The organism is Lysinibacillus sp. 10T31, assembly GCF_056394365.1.
In genome coordinates this window covers 25,816-50,747 of the sequence record NZ_JBFTHS010000025.1, presented here as the reverse complement: position 1 = coordinate 50,747, position 24,932 = coordinate 25,816, and the positions used below count along the sequence as shown (strand labels likewise).

General features: G+C 36.7%; 17 protein-coding genes. 11 read left to right on the top strand and 6 right to left on the bottom strand.

The window, feature by feature from the left end:
• Window positions 1-756 precede the first annotated feature (756 nt).
• Window positions 757-1,917 (bottom strand): alpha-hydroxy acid oxidase, encoded by a 1,161-nt coding sequence (locus AC1DCY_RS15675; protein ID WP_477351577.1) that lies wholly within the window; start codon window positions 1,915-1,917, stop codon window positions 757-759.
• Window positions 1,918-1,930: 13 nt separating this feature from the next.
• Entirely contained in the window at window positions 1,931-2,953 is a 1,023-nt protein-coding gene (locus tag AC1DCY_RS15670) for an aminotransferase class I/II-fold pyridoxal phosphate-dependent enzyme (protein WP_477351575.1), read from the bottom strand.
• Window positions 2,954-3,085: 132 nt separating this feature from the next.
• Between AC1DCY_RS15670 and AC1DCY_RS15665 the strand changes: the two genes are divergently transcribed.
• Window positions 3,086-3,880, top strand: coding sequence for a PhzF family phenazine biosynthesis protein (locus tag AC1DCY_RS15665; RefSeq protein ID WP_477351573.1), 795 nt, complete (start codon window positions 3,086-3,088; stop codon window positions 3,878-3,880).
• A 1,058-nt stretch (window positions 3,881-4,938) separates the two neighbouring features.
• Complete coding sequence (locus AC1DCY_RS15660; protein ID WP_477351571.1) at window positions 4,939-6,432, top strand: BglG family transcription antiterminator; 1,494 nt, start codon at window positions 4,939-4,941, stop codon at window positions 6,430-6,432.
• Between the two features lie 371 nt (window positions 6,433-6,803).
• On the opposite strand, the gene AC1DCY_RS15655 is transcribed toward AC1DCY_RS15660, so the two are convergent.
• Complete coding sequence (locus AC1DCY_RS15655) at window positions 6,804-7,379, bottom strand: HD-GYP domain-containing protein (protein ID WP_477351569.1); 576 nt, start codon at window positions 7,377-7,379, stop codon at window positions 6,804-6,806.
• A 917-nt stretch (window positions 7,380-8,296) separates the two neighbouring features.
• Between AC1DCY_RS15655 and AC1DCY_RS15650 the strand changes: the two genes are divergently transcribed.
• Both AC1DCY_RS15650 and AC1DCY_RS15645 read left to right on the top strand, forming a co-directional pair.
• The gene (locus tag AC1DCY_RS15650; protein ID WP_477351567.1) at window positions 8,297-8,632 is read left to right on the top strand and encodes a late competence development ComFB family protein; all 336 of its coding nucleotides are present in this window, start codon (window positions 8,297-8,299) and stop codon (window positions 8,630-8,632) included.
• Window positions 8,633-8,837: 205 nt separating this feature from the next.
• A complete protein-coding gene (locus AC1DCY_RS15645) occupies window positions 8,838-9,632 on the top strand; it encodes a carbon-nitrogen family hydrolase (RefSeq protein ID WP_477351565.1) in 795 nt (264 codons plus the stop codon).
• An 85-nt stretch (window positions 9,633-9,717) separates the two neighbouring features.
• Here AC1DCY_RS15645 and AC1DCY_RS15640 read toward each other — a convergent pair whose 3' ends face one another.
• Complete coding sequence (locus AC1DCY_RS15640) at window positions 9,718-11,286, bottom strand: PucR family transcriptional regulator (RefSeq protein WP_477351563.1); 1,569 nt, start codon at window positions 11,284-11,286, stop codon at window positions 9,718-9,720.
• A gap of 493 nt (window positions 11,287-11,779) precedes the next feature.
• Here AC1DCY_RS15640 and AC1DCY_RS15635 point away from each other — a divergent pair, with 493 nt between their 5' ends.
• The 3 genes from AC1DCY_RS15635 to AC1DCY_RS15625 are packed head-to-tail and all read left to right on the top strand — an operon-like array spanning window position 11,780 to window position 16,126.
• Window positions 11,780-13,195 (top strand): amino acid permease, encoded by a 1,416-nt coding sequence (locus AC1DCY_RS15635; RefSeq protein ID WP_477351561.1) that lies wholly within the window; start codon window positions 11,780-11,782, stop codon window positions 13,193-13,195.
• Between the two features lie 18 nt (window positions 13,196-13,213).
• Window positions 13,214-14,743 carry a CoA-acylating methylmalonate-semialdehyde dehydrogenase gene (locus AC1DCY_RS15630; protein ID WP_477351560.1) on the top strand — a complete coding sequence of 510 codons (1,530 nt, stop codon included), beginning with the start codon at window positions 13,214-13,216 and terminating at the stop codon, window positions 14,741-14,743.
• 24 nt (window positions 14,744-14,767) lie between these two features.
• Window positions 14,768-16,126, top strand: coding sequence for an aminotransferase (locus AC1DCY_RS15625; protein WP_477351558.1), 1,359 nt, complete (start codon window positions 14,768-14,770; stop codon window positions 16,124-16,126).
• A gap of 659 nt (window positions 16,127-16,785) precedes the next feature.
• Here the strand turns inward: AC1DCY_RS15625 and AC1DCY_RS15620 are convergent.
• The gene (locus AC1DCY_RS15620; RefSeq protein WP_477351556.1) at window positions 16,786-17,970 is read right to left on the bottom strand and encodes an FtsW/RodA/SpoVE family cell cycle protein; all 1,185 of its coding nucleotides are present in this window, start codon (window positions 17,968-17,970) and stop codon (window positions 16,786-16,788) included.
• 435 nt (window positions 17,971-18,405) lie between these two features.
• Between AC1DCY_RS15620 and AC1DCY_RS15615 the strand changes: the two genes are divergently transcribed.
• Both AC1DCY_RS15615 and AC1DCY_RS15610 read left to right on the top strand, forming a co-directional pair.
• Window positions 18,406-20,076 (top strand): methyl-accepting chemotaxis protein, encoded by a 1,671-nt coding sequence (locus AC1DCY_RS15615; RefSeq protein ID WP_477351554.1) that lies wholly within the window; start codon window positions 18,406-18,408, stop codon window positions 20,074-20,076.
• Window positions 20,077-20,430: 354 nt separating this feature from the next.
• A complete protein-coding gene (locus AC1DCY_RS15610; protein ID WP_477351552.1) occupies window positions 20,431-21,384 on the top strand; it encodes an L-threonine 3-dehydrogenase in 954 nt (317 codons plus the stop codon).
• 317 nt (window positions 21,385-21,701) lie between these two features.
• Here AC1DCY_RS15610 and AC1DCY_RS15605 read toward each other — a convergent pair whose 3' ends face one another.
• A complete protein-coding gene (locus AC1DCY_RS15605) occupies window positions 21,702-22,694 on the bottom strand; it encodes a serine hydrolase domain-containing protein (RefSeq protein ID WP_477351550.1) in 993 nt (330 codons plus the stop codon).
• Between the two features lie 209 nt (window positions 22,695-22,903).
• On the opposite strand from AC1DCY_RS15605, the gene AC1DCY_RS15600 reads away from it, so the two are divergent.
• Both AC1DCY_RS15600 and AC1DCY_RS15595 read left to right on the top strand, forming a co-directional pair.
• A complete protein-coding gene (locus tag AC1DCY_RS15600) occupies window positions 22,904-23,119 on the top strand; it encodes a hypothetical protein (RefSeq protein WP_477351548.1) in 216 nt (71 codons plus the stop codon).
• A 163-nt stretch (window positions 23,120-23,282) separates the two neighbouring features.
• The gene (locus AC1DCY_RS15595; protein ID WP_477351621.1) at window positions 23,283-24,908 is read left to right on the top strand and encodes a long-chain fatty acid--CoA ligase; all 1,626 of its coding nucleotides are present in this window, start codon (window positions 23,283-23,285) and stop codon (window positions 24,906-24,908) included.
• Window positions 24,909-24,932: the final 24 nt, after the last annotated feature.

The following is a 24,932-nucleotide window of genomic DNA, read 5'->3' as shown; positions in this document are numbered from 1 at the left end:
GCCTTTTACTAAAGTTATGTGTTAACAGAAATTGTATAAGAATATATAAAAGCTCACGTGCTCTGGGAAAGTACTTTGCAAAAATTTTAAAATTGTTGAAGTGAGCATGCTTCTAGTATGAATGAAACAGGGGAACCCCATAGCTTTTCTGTACCTGACAGATCCACAAAACTTTCATCAACACTGTATACGTGTATAGCATCCACAGGAACATAACTAGAAATCAAAAAAATAATTCCAGTCCCTTTTCAGTCGATGAAATTCGATAACCAGTGAATTCATCTGGTTATAGAGAGCCTACCATTTGTGCAAGCACAAAGACGTTTCCGAACGCATTGTTTATCTACGCGAAAGCGACAATTAAGGCATAATTGATCTGTAACTACATCTGAGGCAATGCCTATAAGTTTAGGAATTACTTTTAAGCCATTTAAATACATATTTAATTTTTTACTGTAACTTTTATTGGACTTAAGCGTACTAATTAATAGAATCTAAAACTAAGCAAAAGTTATTAGTAAGATTCACTTTCGCGAAAAGACCAGGACTCACTTCATTGCTGAGATCCTGGTCTTTTTGTATTTGTTCCTAAGAAATGTTTTTAAAGCTGCTCTTACACAGACAACAGCGATATCATTTTTAACTTCTTTCAGCGGTTTTTCTCCGTAACGAAAGTGAAACGGCAGTTACAATTATTTTCTGTAGCGAAAGCGAAGCGTCAGCTACAAATGTTTGTTTTGGTTCTAACTACTTGTTTCATTTACTATCGACTTCATCTTTTTTCAGCAATGTGATATCACGTAATCCCTTTATAGATATTGCCCCTGCTAATGCGATAGAGACTTTTAATTCATCATATAAATTCGTCATTACTTTTTCGACTCCTTGCTGGCCTTCTAAGGCAAGTCCGTAGACGAAGGGACGACCAATGGCAACAGCATCTGCTCCTAAAGCGAGTGCCTTAAGAGCATCCATACCACGATACACACCGCTATCTAAAATAACAGGAATTTGTCCCTTTACGGTTTTCACAATGTCAGGAAGTGCATCAAGTGAAGCGATTACGCCATCCAATTGGCGGCCACCATGGTTTGATACGATAATACCGTCAATGCCGTTTTCTATAGCTAGTTTTGCGTCTTCAGGATGTAAGATTCCCTTCAATAAAATAGGGAGATTAGAACGGCGCTTTAATTCACGCACATTGTCCCAATTTAATGTTGGATGGAAAACATTTTGTAAAACGCCCTGTACATATGACTCAAATGAATCATCTGGTAAGGAAGCAGTAAAAACAGGGTCATTCATATAGTTTCCTCGTGCATACCCAAGCTTTAATGGTGAAAATTGATTGCGAACATCTTCTTCACGCCAGCCGAGCATGACTGTATCTACAGTTAAAACAATAGCCTCAAAACCAGCAGCCTCGGCTCGTGCAGCCATACTATAGGCTATTTCTTCATTTGTTGACCAATATAATTGAAACCATTTAGTAGCAGTGGGAGCTGTTTGTGCTACATCCTCAAGTGCATAGCTTGAAACTGTACTTTGAATATAAGGAATTTTTAACTGATCGGCAGCACGTGCAACGGCAAGCTCTCCCTCATCATGCGCCATTCTATTCATGCCAACAGGAGCAAATAAGAACGGGGTTGGATGTACTTTTCCGAACAGTTCAATCGATGTATCAATACTTGAAACATCATGTAAAAAGCGTGGAATAATAGAGTATTTTTCAAAAGCTGCACGGTTATTTCGTAATGTTTGCTCACCACCAGCACCTGAACGGATGTAACCAAACGGACCAGCTTCCATTTTTTCTGTAACTGCTTTTTCTAAATCTGCAAAGCAAATAGGGAAGGGGGCTTGTGCATTAATATTTTTTAACAGTAGATCGCCATCTGTTGTCTTTGTCATCGTAATCCTCCTACTAATCTTTCTTTAGCTTTGCAGCAAAGCGATTACCTATTGATTGAATAATCTGAACAAGGATGATTAAGATAAACACTGTCGCATACATCACATCGACCTCATAGCGTAAATGGCCGTAACGGTATGCGAGATCACCTAAACCACCAGCACCAACCATTCCTGGAGAAGCGGTAAGTGCAACTGCCGCCGCTTGTTGCACGGCAGGGAATTGACTACAAAATAGATGATCTTGAATAAGATTAATGGCTGCAACAATATCAGGGTTACCAACTGCAAAACCAATGCGCCAGCCTGCCATATTATACGTTTTGGATAATGTATACATTTCGATACCGACATCTTTAGCACCGTCAGCTTGTAGGAAACTGATAGGCTTATTGCCGTCAAATCCAATCGCCCCGTAAGCGAAATCATGTGATACGATAATGTTGTGCTCTTTTGCAAAGCGTACTGTTTCCTCGAAAAATTCAAGTGTTGCAGTACCACCAGTTGGGTTATTCGGGTAATTCAAGTAAAGCAGCTTCGTCTTTTCTTTTACTTCATCGGATAGAGCATTATAATCAGGCAGAAAATTATTTTCTGCAAAAAGTGGCATGACTTCAAAATTAACATCGCCTAATACGACACCAGATAAGTAATCTGGATATCCAGGGTCAGGTAACAGCATTGTATCACCGGGGTTTAAAACGGCTAACGGTAACTCAACAAGACCGATTTTCGTACCACCAAGAATAGCTACCTCTGTTTCAGGGTCAATGTCAACATTGTATTCACGTTTGTAGAAGTTTGCTGCTGCTTGGCGTAATTCTGCTATGCCACGAAATGGAGAGTATTTATGATTTTGAGGATCTTCTGCTGCCTCCTGTAATGCTTTAATAATGTGTGGAGGAGTGGGTTGGTCTGGATTACCTTGACCAAGATTAATAACATCACGCCCTTCAGAAAGAGCGGCGTTTACTTTTTGCACAAGTGCTGCAAAAAATTGAGTTGGAAGTTGCTGTAGTTTTTTTGAGAATTCCATGCATGTCCACCTTTTTCAGAATATAATAATTATTAAAGATATGATGCACATAATATTACTTTTTTTAGTAATTGTCTAGAGCTTTTTCAAAAACTACGGGCGACTATAAGAGGCCCATATGGGGTGGGGAAATTGAACAAAGTCTCATATTTTATCGTCAATTCTTTTACTACAGAGCTTTACAAGGGAAATCCTGCAGCAGTATGTTTACTTGATTCAACAATAACTGAGTCGACCATGCAGAAAATTGCTCAGGAGATTCCCGTACCAACAACAGCTTTTGTCCAAAAGAAGGATAATGATTTTTTTCTTAGATGGTTTACGCCAGCAAAGGAAATCCCGATTTGTGGACATGGAACAATCGCTAGCGCTTTTTTACTCTGGAAACAAGGGATTGTACCCGTCAACTTTTCCATTACATTCCAAACTTTAAGTGGTCTTTTGCAAGCAATTTGGTTGAATGAACTAGTAGAAATAACAATTCAAAAGTATCGGCTAGAAGAGATTGAATGTCCTGTGGAGCTTGAAGAATGGCTTGGTATGAAACCAATATATGTAGGGAAAACAGAATTGGATTATATCGTGGAGCTAAGTCATGAAGAGTATATTGCAGATTTCAAAGCAAATTTTCATGCGATGAATCAGTTCCCTGTACGTGGTGTTTGTATTACAAGTCGTTCTAAGGATGAGGGGATTGATATTGTCTCGAGATTCTTTTCTCCAGCACAAGGCATTGATGAAGACCATGTAAATGGTTCCACTCATGGTGCGTTAGGACCTTACTGGTGTGAAAAGTTATCAAAAGAAAGCATCGTTAGCAAACAGCTTTCAAAACGTGGTGGATTATTATACGTTACACCAAAAATAAAAGATGTGGCAATTGCGGGTTCGGCTGTTCAAGTATTAAATGGTGAGATATTAATCTAAATATTGAGCTAAAACCATGGAAGTAAGGTTGTTTTTGTGATTTTAAGTATATCTTTGCCACATTGGCAAGGATATACTTAATTTTATTTTAGGCAAGATTATACTTAAAAATAAGTCTGTAAACAAATAACGGATAACTTTAGATTTTTCAAACAATATACCCTTACTAACAAGTGATTTTAAATATAACATGTGACGTAAAGCATTAAATTTCCTGTTGGAAACTTTATGCTTTATTTTATTTCAGGAAATTTTATGCTTGATTTATTTTCCTGAATTGCAATTCCAAGTTGAACACTTTTTCTCAAAAAAACCTCAGAGGTTCCTTTGTCTTCTGTTCGTCGGTCGGCGTAGTCCGTTCAACCTGTGTTGGCTAGGTCTACAAGGCGTTTCTCTTGTAGGCTTTTCTGTTTAGAGGGAGGCTCGGCTTGAGGGGTATTCCCGCGGTCTTAGACGATGAGTTTCTAGAGTTCCTCTTCAAACAGTTCATTTGGTGTCTTGTAGACAAAAAAATTTCTTGGTAGGTTGTTCATAGCTTCCTCAACCATACGAATCTGCGTCAGGCTATAATCCTCAATCGCATGTCCTTTTGGGTGAAACGACGGATGATTCTATTGTGGTTCTCATTCGTTTGTCAAAGCTATGTCAATGAAACAAAATGATTTCTCTTTCGTATAATACTTTTGTCATCGTTTTAAATTGGTTGATGGTTCATCTGAATTATATATATTTTAAAGATATGTGGGATAAAAGATCCTCTATATAATACTTATTATGGTATAATAAATGCTGTATTTTTATAATATAGAAATTTATTACTTTTTTAATGAATTGTATTAAAATGGTTTTGAATAAAAAGGAAATTTAGTTTGATAATAGCTCTTCACCAAAAGTTGTGGATGACATTTGTTAAAAAGCATGACGACTTCGTGAGGTCAGAGTGAAAGCGCACAGTCGGAACGGATATAAACCACACGCTTATGGTGATGATCCCTGATAATAACATCATTTTAATAATTAATTTGTTAGGGAAAATTAAGTTATGAAGGATGAAAATAATGCGTAATTTTTTTATTGAGGATAATGGATTTGAAGTTAAGATTCAATCAGATTTACAACGAAAAATCAAAGTAATACAATTCCTTTCAAATAAAAAAAGGTGGTATTCATTCGAAGAGATATCGAATGCCATAGAAGCTACAGATAAAACAATTAGAAAAGATTTGAATTATATAAAAGATGTAATACCTGAAAATTGGAGTATTGAAATAAAAAAAGGTTATGGTGTTCAATTAATAATGCCTATCCATGCATCAGTAAATGAAGTGATTACGTTATTTTTTAGAAAATCTTTAACATTTCAGATTTTAAATAAGTTAATAGTGAACAATGAAACAACGGTAGTGAATATAGCTGAAGAACTGTTTGTTCAACCATATGTTGTCTCTAAAGCTTTAAAAAAAGTTGAAAGAGACTTAGCTCATTTTGGTTTAAAACTTGAAAGGAAACCGATTAAGATAGTAGGTGATAACTGGAGAGTAATCCATATGTTTACGAAATTATTTTCAAAAGCTTACATGAGTACAGATTGGCCATTTTCATTTGCCAAAGATGATATTTTTGATTTTATAGAGAGAGTAGAAAATTCGATGGATATTGTTTTATATATAAGTTCTAGACGTAAATTTGCATATTTTTTAGCTATTTTACTATTAAGGAAGCAACAAGGACATGAATTACAATGGATTAACGAATTTTCAAATCATAATTGGGATACACCGCAGTACAATGAAATATCTTTACATTTAGATCAGGTGGAAAGAGAACATAATATAGCATTTTCTGACGCAGAAAAAATTACAATAACGATTGTTTTTAAATGTTTGGATTATATATATAAGTATCCAGATAAAGAAAGAAAAAATGAAGTAAGCTTATTTTACGAAAGTAGTTTACCTGTGTATAATATCACAAGAGATTTTATATCTATGTTAGATAATAAATTTAGTAATTATTTTATTAAAGATGAGGAATTTATCTATTCAATTATTCTTTACTTTAGGAAGAAAGTACATATTTTAAATTTGCTTTCTTATATTCCAGGTAATAATAAAAACACTACATCTTCTATGAAAAAACAACACTTTAAAACTTTTCTGAAAGTTAAGGACGTATATATAGGCTGGGTACGAAAGCATAAAATAACTAATTATGTACCAGATGAAGAAATTATTAATATTGTAATGTACATAGAAGCTTCTCGAATTTCTAATGAGTTTAGACCCAAAAAAACTCTTATCATTGCAGGAGAAGGAAGAGGCTGGAGAAAATATATTTCAGCGAAATTAAAGAATCAATTTGGAAATAAAATAGAATTTCCACCTCTTATTTCGACTAACTTAGCAGAAGAAAAAGAGTTGGAAGTAGATTATGATATAGATTTTATTATTTCTACTATACCGCTTAGAATAAAATCACTTCCGGTCATACAAATCCAGCCTTTTGTAACAGAGCGGGATATTGATAATATAAGTAAATATATAAATGAATAAGTGACATTACAACCATCCTCCAAATGAAACGCCCTGTAAAGTTAGACCACAAAATCTAACTTTTGCGGGGCGTTTTATGTCCAAATTTATTCTGATGAAGATTGGCATTTTCACGTATCTAATCCTTGGCATATTTTATTGTTTCGCTGTGCTCCTACTGTCCACCTGTTTAATTGCGATTCGTAATTCATTTACTATGTTAATCCCTTAGATATTAGTAGGTTCGATGGCTAGTTTAATAAATAACTTTCCAATTATGGGGATACAGAATTTAATTAATGAAACGTTCTAAGGACAGCTGTTAAAAAGTGTGAATGGGACCATTTGGAACGCTTCTATTTAGGTAATTACATAGATAATTTGTTAAATTTTTATTCGTAATTTTTATTCTTCAAAAGTTCAATCCACTTAGGATATACCTTTTGAAAAATTTCTATTAAACCCGGATCGAATTGAGTACCTGCCCCTTCAATAATCCGTTTATAAGCTTCTTCTGCGGACAGTGCATTACGGTAAGACCTTGTAGATGTCATTGCATCAAATGCATCGGCAATAGAAACAATTCTTACATTTAAAGGAATTTCATGACCTTTTAATCCGTCTGGATAACCACTTCCATCCCATTTCTCATGATGAGAACGTATTATAGACCGATGTTCATGAATAAAAAGAGGAGTAAATGAAAGATTATTCAATAATTTTGCGCCAAGAAGACTGTGTTTTTTAATAACACTATATTCTTCATTTGTAAGATGAGAATCTTTATTTAGAATTTCATCGGGTATTCCTATTTTCCCAACATCATGTAATAAACAAGCGAGATAGAAATTTTCCAAATCCTTTTTTGTATATATTCGGCTTTCTTCAGCAAGAATTGTTGCATATTCGGCAACTCGTTCACAATGACCTTTTGTATACGGATCCTTTAGCTCTAATATTTCCATCATTAATAAAATGATATCCTTTATTCGTATTTCATATTCTGATTTAAATGTTCTAACTAAAAATTTTAGAGTGAACAAGATTAAAATAGAAACAAGTACAGCTGTATTAAATGCGAAAATTAACTCATCTAGATAATAAGATGGGTAGAAATAAAATAGTAGAAGATATTTTAGTAAAACAAAGAAAGAATACAAAGCAACGAGTTACTTAAAAACATAAGTGAAAATATAATCATGAAGAAATCAATATAGGATGCGATGATTAACTTTTCAAAGTCATCAATAAGGACAATAACGTGTACGATCCTATAGATGATATAGAGTAAAAGAAATACGTATTTTAAGTATTTTTGTTTTTTTATTAGGTATTTATTTATCAATAGGGAAGTCGAAAATAATAAGAGGAAAATCAGGAATTCTAGTATAGCTATTTTTAACGAGAGTATAGTATTAAAGATTATAAAATCATAGAAATTATGAGCTGATAACAGTATATATAATACAATAATAAATAATGCACTTATCAATAATTTAGTTGATGTAATTTTATTAAAATTAAGCTTCTTTGCCCTCATGATTATCACCTATTAAATCGAATATTTTATACCCATTACTATAAGATTATTCACTTCATCATTTTTTGATAGAAGTGTTATCAATTATTTTATATTTAAGTGGCTCGTGGTTTATTATTATTTTTCATGAGCTACTTTATAATTTATCAAAAGAGTAAGAAGTCATACCTATTAAAATATACCTAGTAGTAGGTAAATTTTAATAGGGTGATTTTCGTATATTTCTATATAATTTTACTTAGATGAAGCCAGTTGGCTAGAAATTCTGAGCAAGGCTTTGTTAACACTAATATCGTTTTAGGAATAGTAAAACAATAAAATATAAAATGAGGTGAAGGTTTGAATATGTCAAATCCTATTTTAGTAAATGTTACAGAAGAAATTGTGCGTGGTTTAGTGCGTTTTCTACTACAAGGACCGGAATATCAAACATTTTGTAAATGTGAAACCTGTGAACTTGCCGTAGTAGCACATACACTGAATGAATTGCCAAACACGTATGTTACATCTAATGAATACCGAGATGCAGCGTTTGAAATTATGAAAACTCCTGAAAATCTGAAATTAATCAATAAAGAGATTATTCATGCATTACATGCGGAAAATAATCATCCTCAACCAATATTTTCGAGAGTTCCTTTAGTTAATCATACATATGCCAAAAGTAAAATAATTAATTAAATCGATGCTGAAAGTTATAGATTAGCTCAACTGAAATCAATATAATACCTTTAACAGGATACGGTATTAAAAATAAGTAAGTTAAAATGGTTGGTGTGACAATGTTGGCAAATATATCGATAATTAGTTGGCAAATAAATAATTAAAATCACAGTTTTATTGTAGTATAAAATACAGAACAGTACTGTCTAGAGGAGGAATAACAATGAAAATCGGTTGTATCCAATTAAACGTAGGCTTTGGTAAAGTAGAAGAAAATTTTGCTCGCGCAGAGGAAAAAATTCGTGAAGCGGTAAAACAAGGTGCAGAAATTATTGTCTTACCGGAGATGTGGAATTCAGGCTATGCTCTTGAAAAATTACCAGAGCTTGCAGATGTTAATGGAGAGCGTTCGAAAGCATTTTTATCAGATCTGGCGAAAGAGCTTGGCGTACATATTGTTGGTGGCTCTGTTTCAACGAAGAAGGGCGATAAATTTTACAACACGATGTATACGTTTGATAAGAATGGTGAGTTAGTAGGTGAATATAACAAGGCACATCTTTTCCGTTTGATGGACGAGCATTTATATTTAGAAGCTGGGGATGAAATGAATCGCTTTGCCCTTGGAGATATCGAGGCTGCGGGTGTGATTTGCTATGATATCCGCTTCCCGGAATGGCTACGCGCTCACGCCTTAGAGGGTGCAAAGGTATTGTTCGTACCGGCGCAATGGCCGACACCACGTATCGATCATTGGAAAACATTGCTGCAAGCACGTGCCATTGAAAATCAATGTTTCGTCATAGCTGTTAATCGTATTTCTAGAAAGGTAGAAAACTTCAATGGTCAATCAATGATTATTCAACCGTGGGGCGAAGTGCTTTGGGTTGGCGCCGAGGACGAAGAAGTAGCTGTCATCGATGTGGACTTTTCGATTGTCGATGAAGTACGAGGCCGAATTCCTGTTTATGACGACCGTAGACCAGGATTATATAGCGGAGTAGTTACCGAAAACTAAAATTGATAGCACGCTCAAGAAGCAATGCAATCTTGAGCGTGCTAACCAATCAATATCGCCGATAACCCCTGCTAAAACTAAGAAATTAGTTTTTCTCCTCAATCAAAGAATTAGCAAGCAACATAAATTCAAGTGTAATTCGATTATGTCCCTTCATAAAATTTTCCCCTAAGAGACTTTCAAGCTTTTTTAAACGATGGTAGAGCGTTTGTCGTACGATATACAGTTGGTTGGCTGTTTGTTGTTTGGAGCCATTCGTTTGCAAGTATACCTGCAGAGTTTCTAATAGCTTACTGTTATATTTTTTGTCGTATTCAATAACAGGCTGCAAATAATCTTGAATCACTTCCTGTAAATTTACTTGCATCTGTAATTTATAGATGAGGTGATGTAGATGTAAATCATCGTAAAAATAAGATGTTGTTTGTACTTTACTGCAAATATACAATGTTTCGAGCGCGGTTTGATAGCTCTTTGGTATTTCTTCTACGTCTGCAACGACTTTGCCAATTGCGATTTGATAACCTTGGGCCATTTGCTTTTTATAAAAATCGGTTTTCTGAACAGAAGAAACTAACGTATTTAATAATTCGCGACTCGATTTGCTATCCTTCGTATGGAATAAAATAAAAATGACATAGCTTTTTCTTTCAAATAAAAATGGTATAAATCCATTTTGCTCAAAAAGGTTTCGATAGTAGAGCTTACTATAGACAATATCCTCTTGCACCCTAGAGACTGCATTAGGAGTTGCTAAAATAAAAACCGCTCCGCTAGAAAGTTTATAGTTAGAATGATGGGTTACAATAAATTTATAAATTTCCTCTTTTGATAGTTTTTGATCTATCCAATCCGCTAAAATAGAGGCATCCTCAATGTCCCTTTTCTCTTCAATATAAATTTCTCTCATTAACAGCTGCGCTAACGCAGTAGCTGTACGATCTAAAATAAGTAATTCGAACTCTGAGAATAGACCATCCTCTCTATAGAGCGTTAAATCTGCATAATGCTGATCAAAAATAAAGATTGGTTCATTTTTAAATACTGGTGCTGATTTGCTCATCGTTAAAAGCTGTTGGCGCTTATGATGAGGCATATTTGGAAAAAAGATAGGTTCTCGACCTTTAATAGAAAAGATAATTTGTGTCTTCAGTTTATTATACATATTTTGTAAAACTTCTTCTGCGGTGTGCCCTAATAGAGCATTTTTATTTAATGTTTGAGAGTAGGATTCTAAAGTAGAGATCATTAAATATTGTTGATTCATAATTTGACTATGTAAATCTTGTGTGATGCGGACAAAAGGAACAGTGTCATGAAAAACGATAATAGGGAAGCTATGACGGTTAGCAAGAGCTACAATCTCTTCTGGAATGATTTGTATGGAAGTCCCATATTCAATGCACAATGCAGCGCAATTTTTTTGAATTAAGGACTCTACAAAAAAGATAAAATCCTCTATGCAGTGCTGAAGGCTTATCCCTGTTGTTAAAACCAATTCATCACCAGCTAGAAAATTATCTACTTGTATAATTTCAATAACATGAGCCCACTTTACAATGCGTAATAATCCATCCTCTCCAGCTACGACCTCAGCACTTTGGAAGTATGTATTTTCTAATACATCCTTCACCTGAAGCTTAAATTGACTCATTTTTATCCTCCTACCATTTGACATAGACCATCTTCTGGTTTTCTTATTGATGTATCATTTCTGCTTAAATAAACTGAAATATCATATTTTAAGAATCTTTAGTCTATTTTACATTATGTATAAAACAAATGTATAGAATTTTACAGTTTGTCTATTACTTCGTTTCTATGTAACATGTAAAATTTTTGTAAGCGGTAATCCAATTTAACTTCTTTCAGCGGGTGTCCAACATCCGCTGAAATAGAGGAACTCAGTCTAAGAACGCCACGTCCTGTGGCAACGACTGAGTGACCAACTTCGTGCTGCTGACGCTACGTTAGCACTACGCTTTCGCGCAAAAAACATCTGTTGGCCTAAAGCCTCCGGCGGATGTCACGGAAATCGGAAAGGAGTATGTACAAAGCCGATTCCGGACGCATTGTTTATCTGCGCGAAAGCGAAGCGTCAGCGGCAATTATGCCGAGGCATAATTGATTAAAAGAGGTGAACAGATATGGAGCAACAGACGCATTTACAGAGAGGGTTAAAGAAAAGGCATATGACGATGATCGCTATTGCAGGGGTTATCGGAGCCGGTCTATTTATGGGGAGTGGCTCAGTGATTAACTTAGCTGGCCCTGGAGCAATTTTATCTTTTATCTTTGCAGGTATTATCGTTATTCTTGTCATGCGAATGCTTGGAGAAATGGCAGCCGTCAATCCAACAAGTGGGTCATTTGCGCATTATGCACATGAAGCAATTGGTCCGTGGGCTGGTTTTATGATTGGTTGGTTATATTGGTTTTTCTGGGTTGTTGCAATTGCTTTAGAGGCAACGGCAGCAGCTGCGATTATTCAATATTGGTATGATGGGGTTCCTTTATGGCTACTAAGTCTTTTATTAACGGTAGCACTTACTTTAACAAATGCCCTTTCCGTTAAAGCTTTTGGTGAATTTGAATATTGGTTCTCTCTTATTAAAGTTGCAAGTATTATAGTTTTCCTAGGACTTGGTGCATTTATTATCTTTGGTATCGCACCTAATTTTGATGCGGTAGGTACAACCAATTTAATCGGTGAGGGTGGATTTTTACCGAATGGTTTTGGTTCTGTTTTGATGGGGGTAGTCATTGTTATTTTCTCCTTTATGGGCACAGAGATTGTTGCCATTGCAGCAGGGGAATCTGACGAACCATTAGCAGCGGTGACAAAAGCTACAAATTCAATTACTTGGCGTATTTTGATTTTCTACGTTGGATCGATAACAGTAGTTGTCACATTATTACCTTGGCATTCCTCAAGTATTTTAACGAGTCCATACGTAGCAGTATTGGATTACATCGGCATTCCCGCAGCTGCGCAAATCATGAATTTTGTTGTTTTAACAGCGGTTTTATCGTGTTTAAACTCCGCGCTTTACGCTACATCTCGAATGGTATTTTCTTTAGCGGAGAAGGGGGAGGCCCCAAAAGCATTTTTGAAATTAAATAAAAAGGGAGCACCTGTTAATGCCATATTAACAGCGACATTCTTCTCTTATATTGCCGTTATTATGAACTATGTTTCACCAGATAAAGTATTTATGTTTTTACTTAGTTCATGTAGTGCAATTACGTTGATTCTTTACTTAATCATTGCTTTTTCACAATTAAAAATGCGACGGAAAATTGAGAAGGAAAATCCTAAACTATTAAAAGTGAAAATGTGGTTATTCCCATATTTAACGTATTTCACAATATTGGCTACAACATCATTACTGATCGCTATGTTCTTTATTGAATCGATGCGTTCACAAATTTTATTTACATGTATTGTAGTGGCGGTCGTGATGATTTTCTATTTTGTTACACAAAGGAAAAAGTCGCCAAACCCAGTAGAGGAAGCAAGTTCTATTTTCAAAAAGGAAGAATTAGATTTTGAACAACAATAGATGAGGAGTGGGGAAATTATGACAGTTCAGCAAAAAGTGAAAACGCTATCACATTTTATCAATGGTGTTGAAACAGCAGGTACTAGTGGCCGTTACTCGGAAGTTTATAATCCAACAACAGGAGAGGTCATTGCGCAAGTTCCGTTAGCGACTAGAGATGAGGTGAAGCAGGCTATCCAGCAAGCGAAGGCAGCTTTCCCTGCATGGAAAAAAACATCAATTGGTAAACGGGTTGAGGTTTTACATCGTTTCCGTCAGTTATTAGTTGAAAGACAAGATGAGCTCATCAAAATAATTTGTGAGGAAAGTGGGAAAACAAAGGAAGATGCTAAGGGCGAAATTGTTCGTGGCATTGAATCCGTAGATATGGCAATAAGTGCCCCACAAATGCTGAAAGGGGAATACTCGGTTAATGTAGGTGGCGATATTAATGCCTTTTCTGCAAAAGCCCCACTTGGAGTCGTTGCAACAATTGCTCCATTTAATTTCCCTGTCATGGTTCCATTGGCGATTACAAGTATGGCGGTTGCGGTAGGAAATGCAGTTATTTTAAAACCGTCTGAGCGCGTGCCAATCTCAGCCTTATATTTAAGTAACTTATGGAAAGAGGCAGGACTGCCAGATGGGATTTGGACAGTTATAAATGGTGATAAAGAAGCGGTTAATGAACTGCTTGAAAATAAAGAGATACAAGCAATTTCATTCGTTGGATCAACACCTGTTGCGGAGTATATTTACCAGACGGGGACGAAGCACAATAAACGTGTTGCTGCATTTGGTGGCGGGAAGAACTTTATGATTGTCATGCCAGATGCAAACCTAGAGCAAACAGCTAATGCCTTTTTAGGCGCAGCCTATGGAGCAGCATCCCAGCGTTGTATGGCTATTTCAGGAGCGATCGTCGTTGGGAAAGATACTGAACAACGCTTTACAGAGATATTGAAGGAGAAAATTTTAAAATTAAAGGTTGGTCCATATACAGATGACGAGGTAGACTTTGGCCCAGTCATTACGCAGCAATCAAAAGATACTATTCTTCGATATATCGATGGTGCTATTGCGGAAGGAGCAAATCTTGTAACGGACGGCCGAAATCCAAAAATATGCGAAACATCTAAAGGCTTCTATCTTGGTCCGACATTGATAAATAATGTAACTCCAGAAATGACTATTTTTAAAGAAGAGGTTTTTGGTCCTGCGCGTATTATTGTAGGCACTGAAACCTTACAAGAAGCTATTGATTTGATTAATGATCACGAACTTGGAAATGGTGTCACGATGTTTACGGGCAGCGGTTCGGCGGCGCGTAAATTCCAAGAAGAAATTGAAGTAGGTATGGTAGGCGTTAATGTTCCGATTCCGATTCCAGTTGGCTATCACAATTTTGGAGGGTGGAAGCGCTCTAAGTTCGGTGAAGGGCATATGTTTGGACCGGACCAAGCACGATTCTTTACGAAAGCGAAAACAATTTCTGAACGTTGGCCAAATGAAACAGAGGATACGACAAGTTCATTTGCGTTCCCAAGTAATAACGATGTGAATAAGTGAAAAAACATAAAGGGGTGTATAGATATGGTTCAAGTAAATCTTAAAAGTGATATTTTAAAGAAAGATGAACAATATGTATGGCATTCAATGAAACCTTACAATCCACAAGCGACATATGTAGTAGAAAAATCAAATGGTGCAAGGATTGTTGATACAGATGGGGTTGAATACATCGATGCAATGGCGGGATTGTGGTGTGTAAATGTAGGCTATGGTCGCAAGGAATTAGCAGATGTTGCACATGAGCAGATGATGAAAAATGCATATGCTCCTTTATCGCAAGGACATTTACCAGCAGTTGAACTGGCTGAAAAGATAAATGAGATGCTTGGTGGAGATTATGTTATTTTCTTCTCTAATAGTGGATCAGAGGCTAATGAAACTGCGTTTAAAATTGCGCGTCAGTATCATCAACAAAAAGGGGAAAGCTCTCGCTATAAAATTGTTTCTCGCTACCGTGCATACCACGGAAGTTCTTTTGGAGCATTGGCTGCGACAGGGCAAGCGGAACGAAAATATAAATATGAACCACTATCTCCGGGCTTTATCCATGTAGCACCACCTGATCAATATCGGGAACATGAAAGTGATACACTTGCCCCAACAGATTTAGCAAGCGTCAAGGCTGTAGATAAGACGATGACATGGGAGCTAAGTGAAACAGTAGCCGCAATGATTTTAGAGCCAATTATTACAGGTGGGGGCGTCATCATGCCACCGGAAAATTATTTAAGGGGCATTCAGGAAGTGTGTAAAAAACATGGGGCTTTAATGATTGTAGACGAAGTAATTTGTGGCTTTGGTCGAACAGGCAAGCCATTTGGATTTATGAATTACGGTGTAAAACCAGATATTATTACAATGGCAAAAGGAATTACAAGTGCCTATTTACCATTATCAGCTACAGCGGTAAAACGGGAAATTTATGAGGCATTTACTGAGTCAGATGCATACGGTTATTTCCGTCATGTCAATACATTTGGCGGATCACCAGTCGCATGTGCGGTCGCGTTGAAAAATATTGAGATTCTTCAGCGAGAAGCATTATTCGAAAGATCCAGTGAGGTTGGAGCAACTACTCTGCAAGCACTTCAGCAAGCATTGGAGAATCACCCGAATGTTGGGAATGTTCGAGGCAAAGGCTTATTAATTGGCATCGAGTTAGTTTCAGATAAAACGTCGAAAGAGCCTTTACCAGTAGATAAAGTAAATGCTGTAATCACTGCATGTAAGGAGCAGGGTGTTATTATTGGTAAAAATGGTGCCACTGTTGCAGGCTTTAATAATGTATTAACATTATCTCCACCACTTAATATTGTACAAGAAGATCTTGATACAATATTAAAAGTTGTCATTGATAGTATTCATAAAGTGAAGCTTTAACTTCTTTCAGCAAAAATAAAGCTGTCTCAAAAGTCGTAGTAAAACTTTTGAGACAGCTTTTTGAATGTTTTATAGCATAAGAAAGGCGAGGCGCACTATGAGTATGAATAATACTCCACCTGTTAGGGAGAGTAATAATCAATTTCGCCTTGGCGTAATTGTAGCTGTCGCTTCGCTTTCACTACAGAAAACATTGCCGCTGACGCTTCGCTTTCGCGCAGATAAACAATGCGTCCGGATTTTAAATTGTGCTCAGGCCTGCACGACGTAGGTCAGTTAGCCTAAAACCTTATATTCGTTCCTTTCAAAATCCGTGACATCCGTCGGAGGCTTTAGGCCAACAGATGTTTTTTGCGCGAAAGCGTAGTGCTAACGTAGCGTCAGCAGCACGATGTTGGTCACTCAGTCGTGTGTTGTTGCTGMCGCTACGCTTTCGCACAGATAAAACCGTGTTGCTGTCGCTGCGCTTTCGCACAGATAAATTGCCACAGGACGTGGCGTTCTTAGACTGAGTTCCTCTATTTCAGTAGATGTATGGACATCCCTAAAAAAGGAAACACATCCGTGTTCATCTCACCACTTTCAAAGGTAGGGATCTTCTACTGAATGAAGATAAAATTCTCTTTTTTATAGTAGTATCATCCATACAAACCTTCACCTTACTCCTTTGTTGTTTTAAACATGTAGCCACTATAAGAATTATAAATAATCATCACAATGCCCATTAACATGAAATTGGATATGAGTGAACTTCCGCCATAGCTTAAAAATGGCAATGTCATACCTGTTACAGGTAAAAGTCCAATTGTCATACCGATATTTTGTGTAATTTGGAAAGCTAATAAACTAGAAATACCTGCTCCCATCAGCGTCATAAATAGATCCTTTGCTTCTACTGTAATGAGAACGATACGATAAATAACAAAAAATAAAAGAGCAATGACAAATGCCCCTCCAATGAACCCGGCCTCTTCAGCGATGTTGGCAAAAATGAAATCTGTATGCTTTTCCACGACATAGACATTATTCTGCATGTAACCTTTTCCGGTAAACTGTCCTGAACCAATTGCCGAAAATCCCTGCCTAGTTTGATAAGATGAATCTGGATGCTCATTAGGCTGCAACCAGCCATGAATTCGAGAAATTTGATGCCCTGATAATTTATTTAAAATTTTATCTGTGAAAAATTCATTGAATTTTACATAAAGAATAACCACAACGCTGAGAATTGATACTGGAATAGCTGTAAAGATTATCAGTAATTTTTTTTGTATACCTGAAAAGAAAATCATCGGTATAATCATCGACATATAAATCATTGCCATGCCCGTATCAGGCTGCTTATAAACAGCAAGTGTAGGCGGAAGGGTGATAACAGCAATTATGAAGAGGAGTCGCATATCTGTTAAAAAGGTAGGGCGCACATATTTCTCTCGATGTGCAACAATGACCTTACTGACAACGATTAAAAGTGCGAACTTTAAAAACTCTGACGGCTGAAATGATCCTAACACTGGAATTTGGTACCAACGCTTCGCCTCATTTACAGTTCGGGCTATACTTTCGGGTGAAATAAATAAAGCAAATGTTAACAAGACCATCGCCCAATAAAATGGCCAGCCAATTTTTTTTAGTTGCTCAATATCAAGCGTCGCTACTCCATACATAGCTAAAAATCCGATTAGGTAATAAAAAAATTGCTTTATAATAAATGAGCTTGTATACTGCTCAAACACTGTACTACTGGAATGAACAAAGAGACAACTAATAATACCGAGCAATGACAAGCTAATGACTAAACTTTTATCTAATTTATTGAACTGTAATTTATTAAACGGTAACATTCAAACACCTCCTTTTTTCTGTACTATTAATAGACAACGATAGGAAATGTAGAAGGTTGCGAGATAAATGATTATTATGATTGTTATAAATTATAAACCCATTCTACTATTTCGTTGATTTTCCATTTGATGCTATATGAGTGAATTCGGAGGAATATTAAGATGATGTTTGATTGATTTATGTACGGAAGTAAAGTATTGGGAGGTTAAGGGAAAAGTGAAGCTCTTCACCATAATGTGGATGAACTGGCATGTTCCTGAATGCATTTAATGAGGACTAATATCACGTTACCCAGAGGAGAATATATGCCTATTATATTAGGAGTAATGGGATTAATTTCACAACTCTTCGTGCAATCTTTACAAAAACATAACACTGGCTTTATATCTTCATACTATCATTATTGGTAAGAGTTGGAGAAGGAGCCAAAGATGATGCATTTTTTTCGATACATAATGGTGAAGGACAAATTACTTATACTGATGATTGTTTGTGTACTATCGAATGTATTGCTAGGTATTTTTAGTGTTGATTATTTACGGAAAATGTCATGGCATGCAAGTGAAAGTTATACAGAAGGACTTGTACCGATCGGATGGTTAAATGAACTAGAGGAATCACAACGACAATTAGATTATTTAGTGGACTCTGCTGGAGCTTATCAAGAAATGACTACCATTTTAAAAAACGCTGAGCAGCCTTTCAATCATTTAGAAAGTCTAGAAATCGATAAAAAGACGGACCATCAGATGAAGAAATTTAAGACCTTACTTGCACAGCAGGTAGAATTAATCAATAACTATAAGCAATTGGGGCAAAATGAACAACAACAATTTTATGCTCAGTCTTATTTACCTGTAAGCAAGCAAAGTCATTCGTTATTAGAAGAAACTCAAAGCTATTTGGTTCAGAGGGCTAAGGAACAGCAACAGGCATACCAGAAAGATGTGCAATTTGGTTATTGGTTATTGGGAGGCGTATGTTTATTCGTTGTTTTGTTAGTAATCTGTATAGGGTTTATAGCAACAAAAGCTGTGAATATACCAACTCGTCAATTGAAATCATTATTAAAGCGTGCAGAGCAGGGTGATTTCACAGCGAATGCCAGTTATGTGGCGCAGGATGAGCTTGGCGAGGTAGTCTTGTCTTACAATCAAATGGTAACAGAGGTGAAAAGACTACTTCATACAGTATCCAATAGTGCACATGAGGTTGAAGAAATGACTGGGAAACTACAGGAATCTTCTGAGCAATCGTCTAACACGACGCACAAAATTGCAAAGGATGTGCAGTCTATTTCAGATTCAACTGCTGCTTCTACCAAAAAATTAGCTTCCAATACAGCATCTCTAGAGGAAGTGCTGAATGGTGTGCAAATAATTTTAGAAAAAGTACAGGTTGTTGAAAATTTTGCTCATAAAACTGCACGTGATGCAGAAAGTGGTACGGAAATTGTACAGGCAAATTTAACACAAATACAGGCTATTAAACATGCAGTTGAAAAATCGAATACAGCCATTTTTAATCTTGTAGAGAGAGCAGCTACAATCGATCAAATGGTTGAAGTGATTGAAAAAATTACCGCACAAACAAACCTCTTAGCCTTAAATGCATCTATTGAAGCTGCTAGAGCAGGGGAGCATGGTAAAGGATTTGCGGTTGTGGCCAATGAAGTTCGCAAGCTTGCGGAGCAAACAGTTCATTCAACGCAAACGATTACGTCCATTGTGCAAAATATTCATTTAGATTCTAACTATGCTGTGCAAATGATGGAGGGTGTGTTAGTCGCAACTGAAAAGGGTGTACAGGTTACAGGAGATACGGCAACAAGCTTCGATCAAATTTTAGAAAAAGTACATACAATGAAGCCATATATAATGGAAGTATCTGCAACTATTCAAGAAATTTCTGACCATACGAAAAAGGTTAGTGAAGATGCGGTAATGTTAACATCATTTTCTGATACGAATGCAGCATCCACTAGACACGTAGCTACTTTAACAGCTGATCAATTAACCGCACAGCAGCAATTCCATGATTATATTAAAGAGCTACATAAGGTATCAAAAGTTTTACAAATAGCCGTAAAGCGTTTCTTAATCTAATAGGAAATAAGGGACTTTCTTTGTATACAAAGAAAGTTCCTTTTTTTGGACTAGAGGTGCAAGGGTCATTTCATCGAACAATTAATACTGCTCCTATGTGGGGAAATGAATAATGTCCTTTTGAGGTGTACATATGTATTTTGTTTGTTTTACTAGCACAATAATTTATTGGTCTCATATACTGATGATAAAGGATTTTACGTTCTGTTTTTAAAATTTAAAAATATTATGGTTGTATTTTTAATATGAACAAATTATAATGAAATTCATTAGAAGTGTTATTAAATCAATGTTTAATCATATATTATTGTACTCTTGAGAAGTACAATTGTTCACAGGTGGAGGTTTGGAGAAATGAAAAAGATAATGGTTACAGGAGCACTAGGTCAAATAGGTTCTGAGCTTGTAGAAAAACTTCGTAGTGTTTATGGAGAGGACAATATATTAGCGACAGATATCCGGAAGCTTGAGCATTCTAAAGGTCCATTTGAAGTATTGGACGTGACTGATGGACAAAGAATGCATGATTTAGCGAAGGATTTTGGTGCAGATACAATGATGCATTTAGCGGCGTTATTATCGGCAACGGCAGAAAAAAATCCTTTGCTAGCGTGGAATTTAAATATGGGTGGTTTAATGAATGCATTGGAGGTTTCGCGTGAGTTAGACTTGCAATTTTTCACACCGAGCTCAATAGGTGCGTTCGGTCCATCGACACCGAAGGATAATACGCCACAGGATACATTACAGCGTCCAACAACAATGTATGGGGTAAATAAAGTTGCTGGTGAGCTGTTATGTGATTATTATTTCAATCGTTTTGGTATAGATACTCGCGGTGTACGCTTCCCAGGGTTAATTTCATATGTAACTCCACCAGGAGGTGGTACGACAGACTATGCAGTAGAAATCTTCTATGAGGCGATCAAGCAAGGGAAGTACACATCCTATATTCAAGAAGGTACGTACATGGACATGATGTACATGCCAGATGCATTGCAAGCTATTGTAGACTTAATGGAAGCAGATAGTAGCAAACTAATACATCGCAATGCCTTTAATATCACTGCAATGAGCTTCGAGCCATCTGAAATTGCGGCGGAAATTAAAAAGCATTTGCCACATTTCCGTATGGATTATAATGTAGATCCAGTACGTCAAGCGATAGCAGATAGCTGGCCAAACTCTATAAATATAGAAGCGGCACAAAAAGAATGGGGCTTTAAAGCACAGTATGATCTAGCAAAAATGACAGTTGATATGCTAGAAAAATTAAAAATCAAACTACAAACAAAAGCCTGTTCATAAATAAACAATCCTAAAAATCGGACGAAGAATTTAGTTTTCTTCGTCTTTTTTTATTTTGACGGGCAATCACTTAAAATTGGAATGATACTTGCACGTATACCTTGTATATAAGTTGATTGGATATGAAGGCTGGGCGAACCTAGGGATTAGCGTCACAGATGATTAACCTCATGATGTTGCTGTCGCTTTGCTATCGCACAGATAAAACCTTTTGTTGCTGTCACGTTGTGTAAAAGACAATAAAGTTATTTATTTTTAAAAACCTAAACAAGCATAACCCCGTCCTAAATTTAGGGCGGGTTAAAATATAGTTGTATTTACCGTTTGATCAAACCTTTGATATCTCTGAAAACTTTCCATACGTTACACCCAAAATTGCTTACCAATGTGATAAGTAAATCTTGTTGTTTGTCGTATGAACTATAAAAACTTATACCAGGATCGCAGCCTTCAAAGTGGTAATCAAACATGCCTTCTTCTTTTTTATCCAGCCAAATCCCATACCCATAGCATTCTTCTTTCACTTGAGGAGTTAACATTTCTTTTAACATTTCCTTCGATATCAATTGACCCTTCATCAGACTGGCCCAGAACTTTTCAACATCGATTACAGTAGTAAATGCTCCTCCTGCTCCTGTTCCTTTTACGTCAACACTGTAAATATTGGTATAAAACTCTTGCCTGCTGTCATCATATACATATCCGTTTGCACATTGAGCAGGCAATCTGTCCAGTTCATAATACCCCGTATTCAACATACCGCAAGGAATAAAAACATGTTCATTAAGATATACATCAAATGAAGAGCCAGTAATGGCCTCAACAATAAGACCAAGAACAACAAATCCTGTATTATTGTATTGAAATCTATCTCCTGTAGGATACATCATCGGCTTATGTATAGATAATGGAATGATATCTGATGATGTGCGAATTTTATAATTGGGGTAATCTATCCATAGTTCGTCATAATCTTCCATGACAGACTCATCAAAATAGTCGGGTATTCCCGATGTATGATTAAGCAACTGCCTCATGGTGATATGAGGATCAATATTCTTTAAATCAAAATTCAAGATGTCCCCGATACAACTATCAAAAGATAACCGCCTTTGTTCAATCAGTTGCAAAATGGCTATGGCAACAAATACTTTTCCTGCTGAGGCAGTTGCAAATTTTGTATCAATCTCGTTTGATACTTTATTTGGTAAATCTGCGTATCCAAAGGCTTTACGGTATACATTTTTACCATTTTGAGTGACCGATATGACCCCACTGAAATCCTCGTTTATACATTCGTCAAACCCCATCATTTCACTCTCCTTAAGTAAACTTATATTGATATATGCAAGTATTAATTTTACTCATTCTTCCCTCCAACGCTTCCAGGAAAGGCCAAGCCGGAACGGAAATCAACTCACGTTATGGTGATGAGCTATACAAGTGGATTTTCTAATATATTTTGGTTCATCATCGGAAGGTTAAGGTGTCATTTTGAAATATATGCCATGTAAATAAGTTGATTGGAGTTGCGACTGGGCGACTCCTTGGGATCAGCAATAGAGGAACGAAGGCTAAAACCATCACGTCCTGTGATAACGCCTTCGTGACCAACTTCGTGTTGGCCCGAGACCCTGGAACGAGCAACGCGAGTGAAGCGGCTCATCGGACGCCCTCAGGAAAGCGCCCAGTCGGAACGGAAATCAACCCCCGTTATGTGAATGAGTTATTTTAGAAAAAGTTAACAATAAAAAGAAAATTATTGGAATATATAGCTTAATTTATAATTTTCTACTATAATCATATTCAAAATATTAATAGTATTCAATTAAATTAGCTGTTAATATTTCACAAAGGTAAAAAAGGGAGTTCACAAGAAGAAGGGATGGATGGTTTTTATGATGCAGACGCCGTTAGTATTAACAAACTTTTTTAAACGAGCAGAAACTTATTTTGCTAGAAAGACTATTGTTTCACGGACGAGCCCACAGAAGATTCACCGTTTAACATATGGGGAATGGGCGAAAAGAACACGTCGCCTAGCAGATGCGCTTACAAAGCTGGGGATGACAAGAGGAATGAAGATTGGTTCCTTTGCTTGGAATCAGCATCGCCACTTAGAGGCTTATTTTGCGGTACCGTGTTCTGGCGCTGTTTTGCACATGGTGAATATTCGTTTATCAGAAGAACATTTAACTTATATTATTAATCATGCAGAAGATGAGATTTTAATGATTGATGTAGATATGTTACCAGTTATTGAAAACATTGCGCCTGAGCTCAAGACAGTGAAACATTATATTATTATGACGGATGAGGATACTTTACCAGAAACGACATTACCGAATGCATTATCCTATGAGGATTTATTAGCAGCAGCAGATGAAAACTATCAGTTCCCAGAGGATATAGGGGAAGAGGAGCCTGCTGGAATGTGCTATACAAGCGCTACAACAGGAAATCCAAAAGGGGTTGTTTATTCACATCGAGGTCTAGTGCTACATAGTATGATGCTGAGTATGTCTGATTCAATGGGCATTTCTGAGCGTGATGTCGTGATGCCGATTGTACCAATGTTTCATGCAAATGCGTGGGGCTTACCATTTGCAAGTGTCAATGTAGGTGCTACACAGGTATTGCCTGGTCCACAATTCACATCGGCAATCATTTTAGATTTAGTAGAGCAGGAAAAAGTTACATTAACAGCTGGGGTGCCGACCATTTGGATTGGTGCGTTGCAGGAACAGGAGAAGCGTGAGCGAGATATAAGTTCGCTACGTGCCATTTGTTGTGGCGGCTCTGCTTCACCTACGCGACTTATTCGTACATTTGAAGAGCAGTATGGCATTCCATATATAGTCGTGTATGGGATGACAGAAACAACGCCGATTGTAGCGTTATCAAATTATATGTCTTGGATGGATGAATGGCCAATTGAAAAGCGTATTGAATCGCGAGCAATGCAAGGAATGACGATGGCCGGTATTGAATCAAGTATTATTAATGATAATGGAGAAGTGCCATGGGATGGGGAGACGATGGGTGAGTTACGCTTGCGAGGTCCATGGATTTCACATGAATATTATCGTGATGAACGTACAAATGATGCGTATCGAGATGGTTGGTTGTATACAGGGGACATTGCGGTACGAACAGAGGATGGCTTTATCAAAATAACAGATCGTACAAAGGATTTAATTAAATCAGGTGGGGAGTGGATATCCTCAGTGGATTTAGAAAATGCGTTAATGACCCACGATGCTGTTTTGGAAGCAGCAGTTATTGCAATTCCACATGTCAAATGGCAAGAACGCCCGCTAGCATGCGTAGTGTTGAAGGAAGGAATGTCAGCAAGTGAAGAGGAGCTTCTTGCATTTTTAGAAAGTCAATTTGCGAAATGGTGGGTACCAGATGATGTGGTATTTTTAGATGAAATACCCAAAACATCCGTTGGAAAGTTCCTAAAAGCTAAGCTTAGAGATAATGTGGCAGAAATTTATCCGAAATTAGGTTCATTCGTATAGTTAAAAGAGCGATTTCCACTCAGG

Bases quoted from the DNA above. Each gene is read 5' to 3' on its own strand.
- AC1DCY_RS15640 (WP_477351563.1), bottom strand. From the start codon at position 11,286: ATGAGTCAATTTAAGCTTCAGGTGAAGGATGTATTAGAAAATACATAC.
- AC1DCY_RS15675 (WP_477351577.1), bottom strand. From the start codon at position 1,917: ATGACAAAGACAACAGATGGCGATCTACTGTTAAAAAATATTAATGCA.
- AC1DCY_RS15610 (WP_477351552.1), top strand. From the start codon at position 20,431: ATGAAAAAGATAATGGTTACAGGAGCACTAGGTCAAATAGGTTCTGAG.
- AC1DCY_RS15655 (WP_477351569.1), bottom strand. From the start codon at position 7,379: ATGATGGAAATATTAGAGCTAAAGGATCCGTATACAAAAGGTCATTGT.
- AC1DCY_RS15595 (WP_477351621.1), top strand. From the start codon at position 23,283: ATGATGCAGACGCCGTTAGTATTAACAAACTTTTTTAAACGAGCAGAA.
- AC1DCY_RS15650 (WP_477351567.1), top strand. From the start codon at position 8,297: ATGTCAAATCCTATTTTAGTAAATGTTACAGAAGAAATTGTGCGTGGT.
- AC1DCY_RS15615 (WP_477351554.1), top strand. From the start codon at position 18,406: ATGCATTTTTTTCGATACATAATGGTGAAGGACAAATTACTTATACTG.
- AC1DCY_RS15625 (WP_477351558.1), top strand. From the start codon at position 14,768: ATGGTTCAAGTAAATCTTAAAAGTGATATTTTAAAGAAAGATGAACAA.
- AC1DCY_RS15635 (WP_477351561.1), top strand. From the start codon at position 11,780: ATGGAGCAACAGACGCATTTACAGAGAGGGTTAAAGAAAAGGCATATG.
- AC1DCY_RS15620 (WP_477351556.1), bottom strand. From the start codon at position 17,970: ATGTTACCGTTTAATAAATTACAGTTCAATAAATTAGATAAAAGTTTA.
- AC1DCY_RS15605 (WP_477351550.1), bottom strand. From the start codon at position 22,694: ATGGGGTTTGACGAATGTATAAACGAGGATTTCAGTGGGGTCATATCG.
- AC1DCY_RS15670 (WP_477351575.1), bottom strand. From the start codon at position 2,953: ATGGAATTCTCAAAAAAACTACAGCAACTTCCAACTCAATTTTTTGCA.
- AC1DCY_RS15645 (WP_477351565.1), top strand. From the start codon at position 8,838: ATGAAAATCGGTTGTATCCAATTAAACGTAGGCTTTGGTAAAGTAGAA.
- AC1DCY_RS15630 (WP_477351560.1), top strand. From the start codon at position 13,214: ATGACAGTTCAGCAAAAAGTGAAAACGCTATCACATTTTATCAATGGT.
- AC1DCY_RS15660 (WP_477351571.1), top strand. From the start codon at position 4,939: ATGCGTAATTTTTTTATTGAGGATAATGGATTTGAAGTTAAGATTCAA.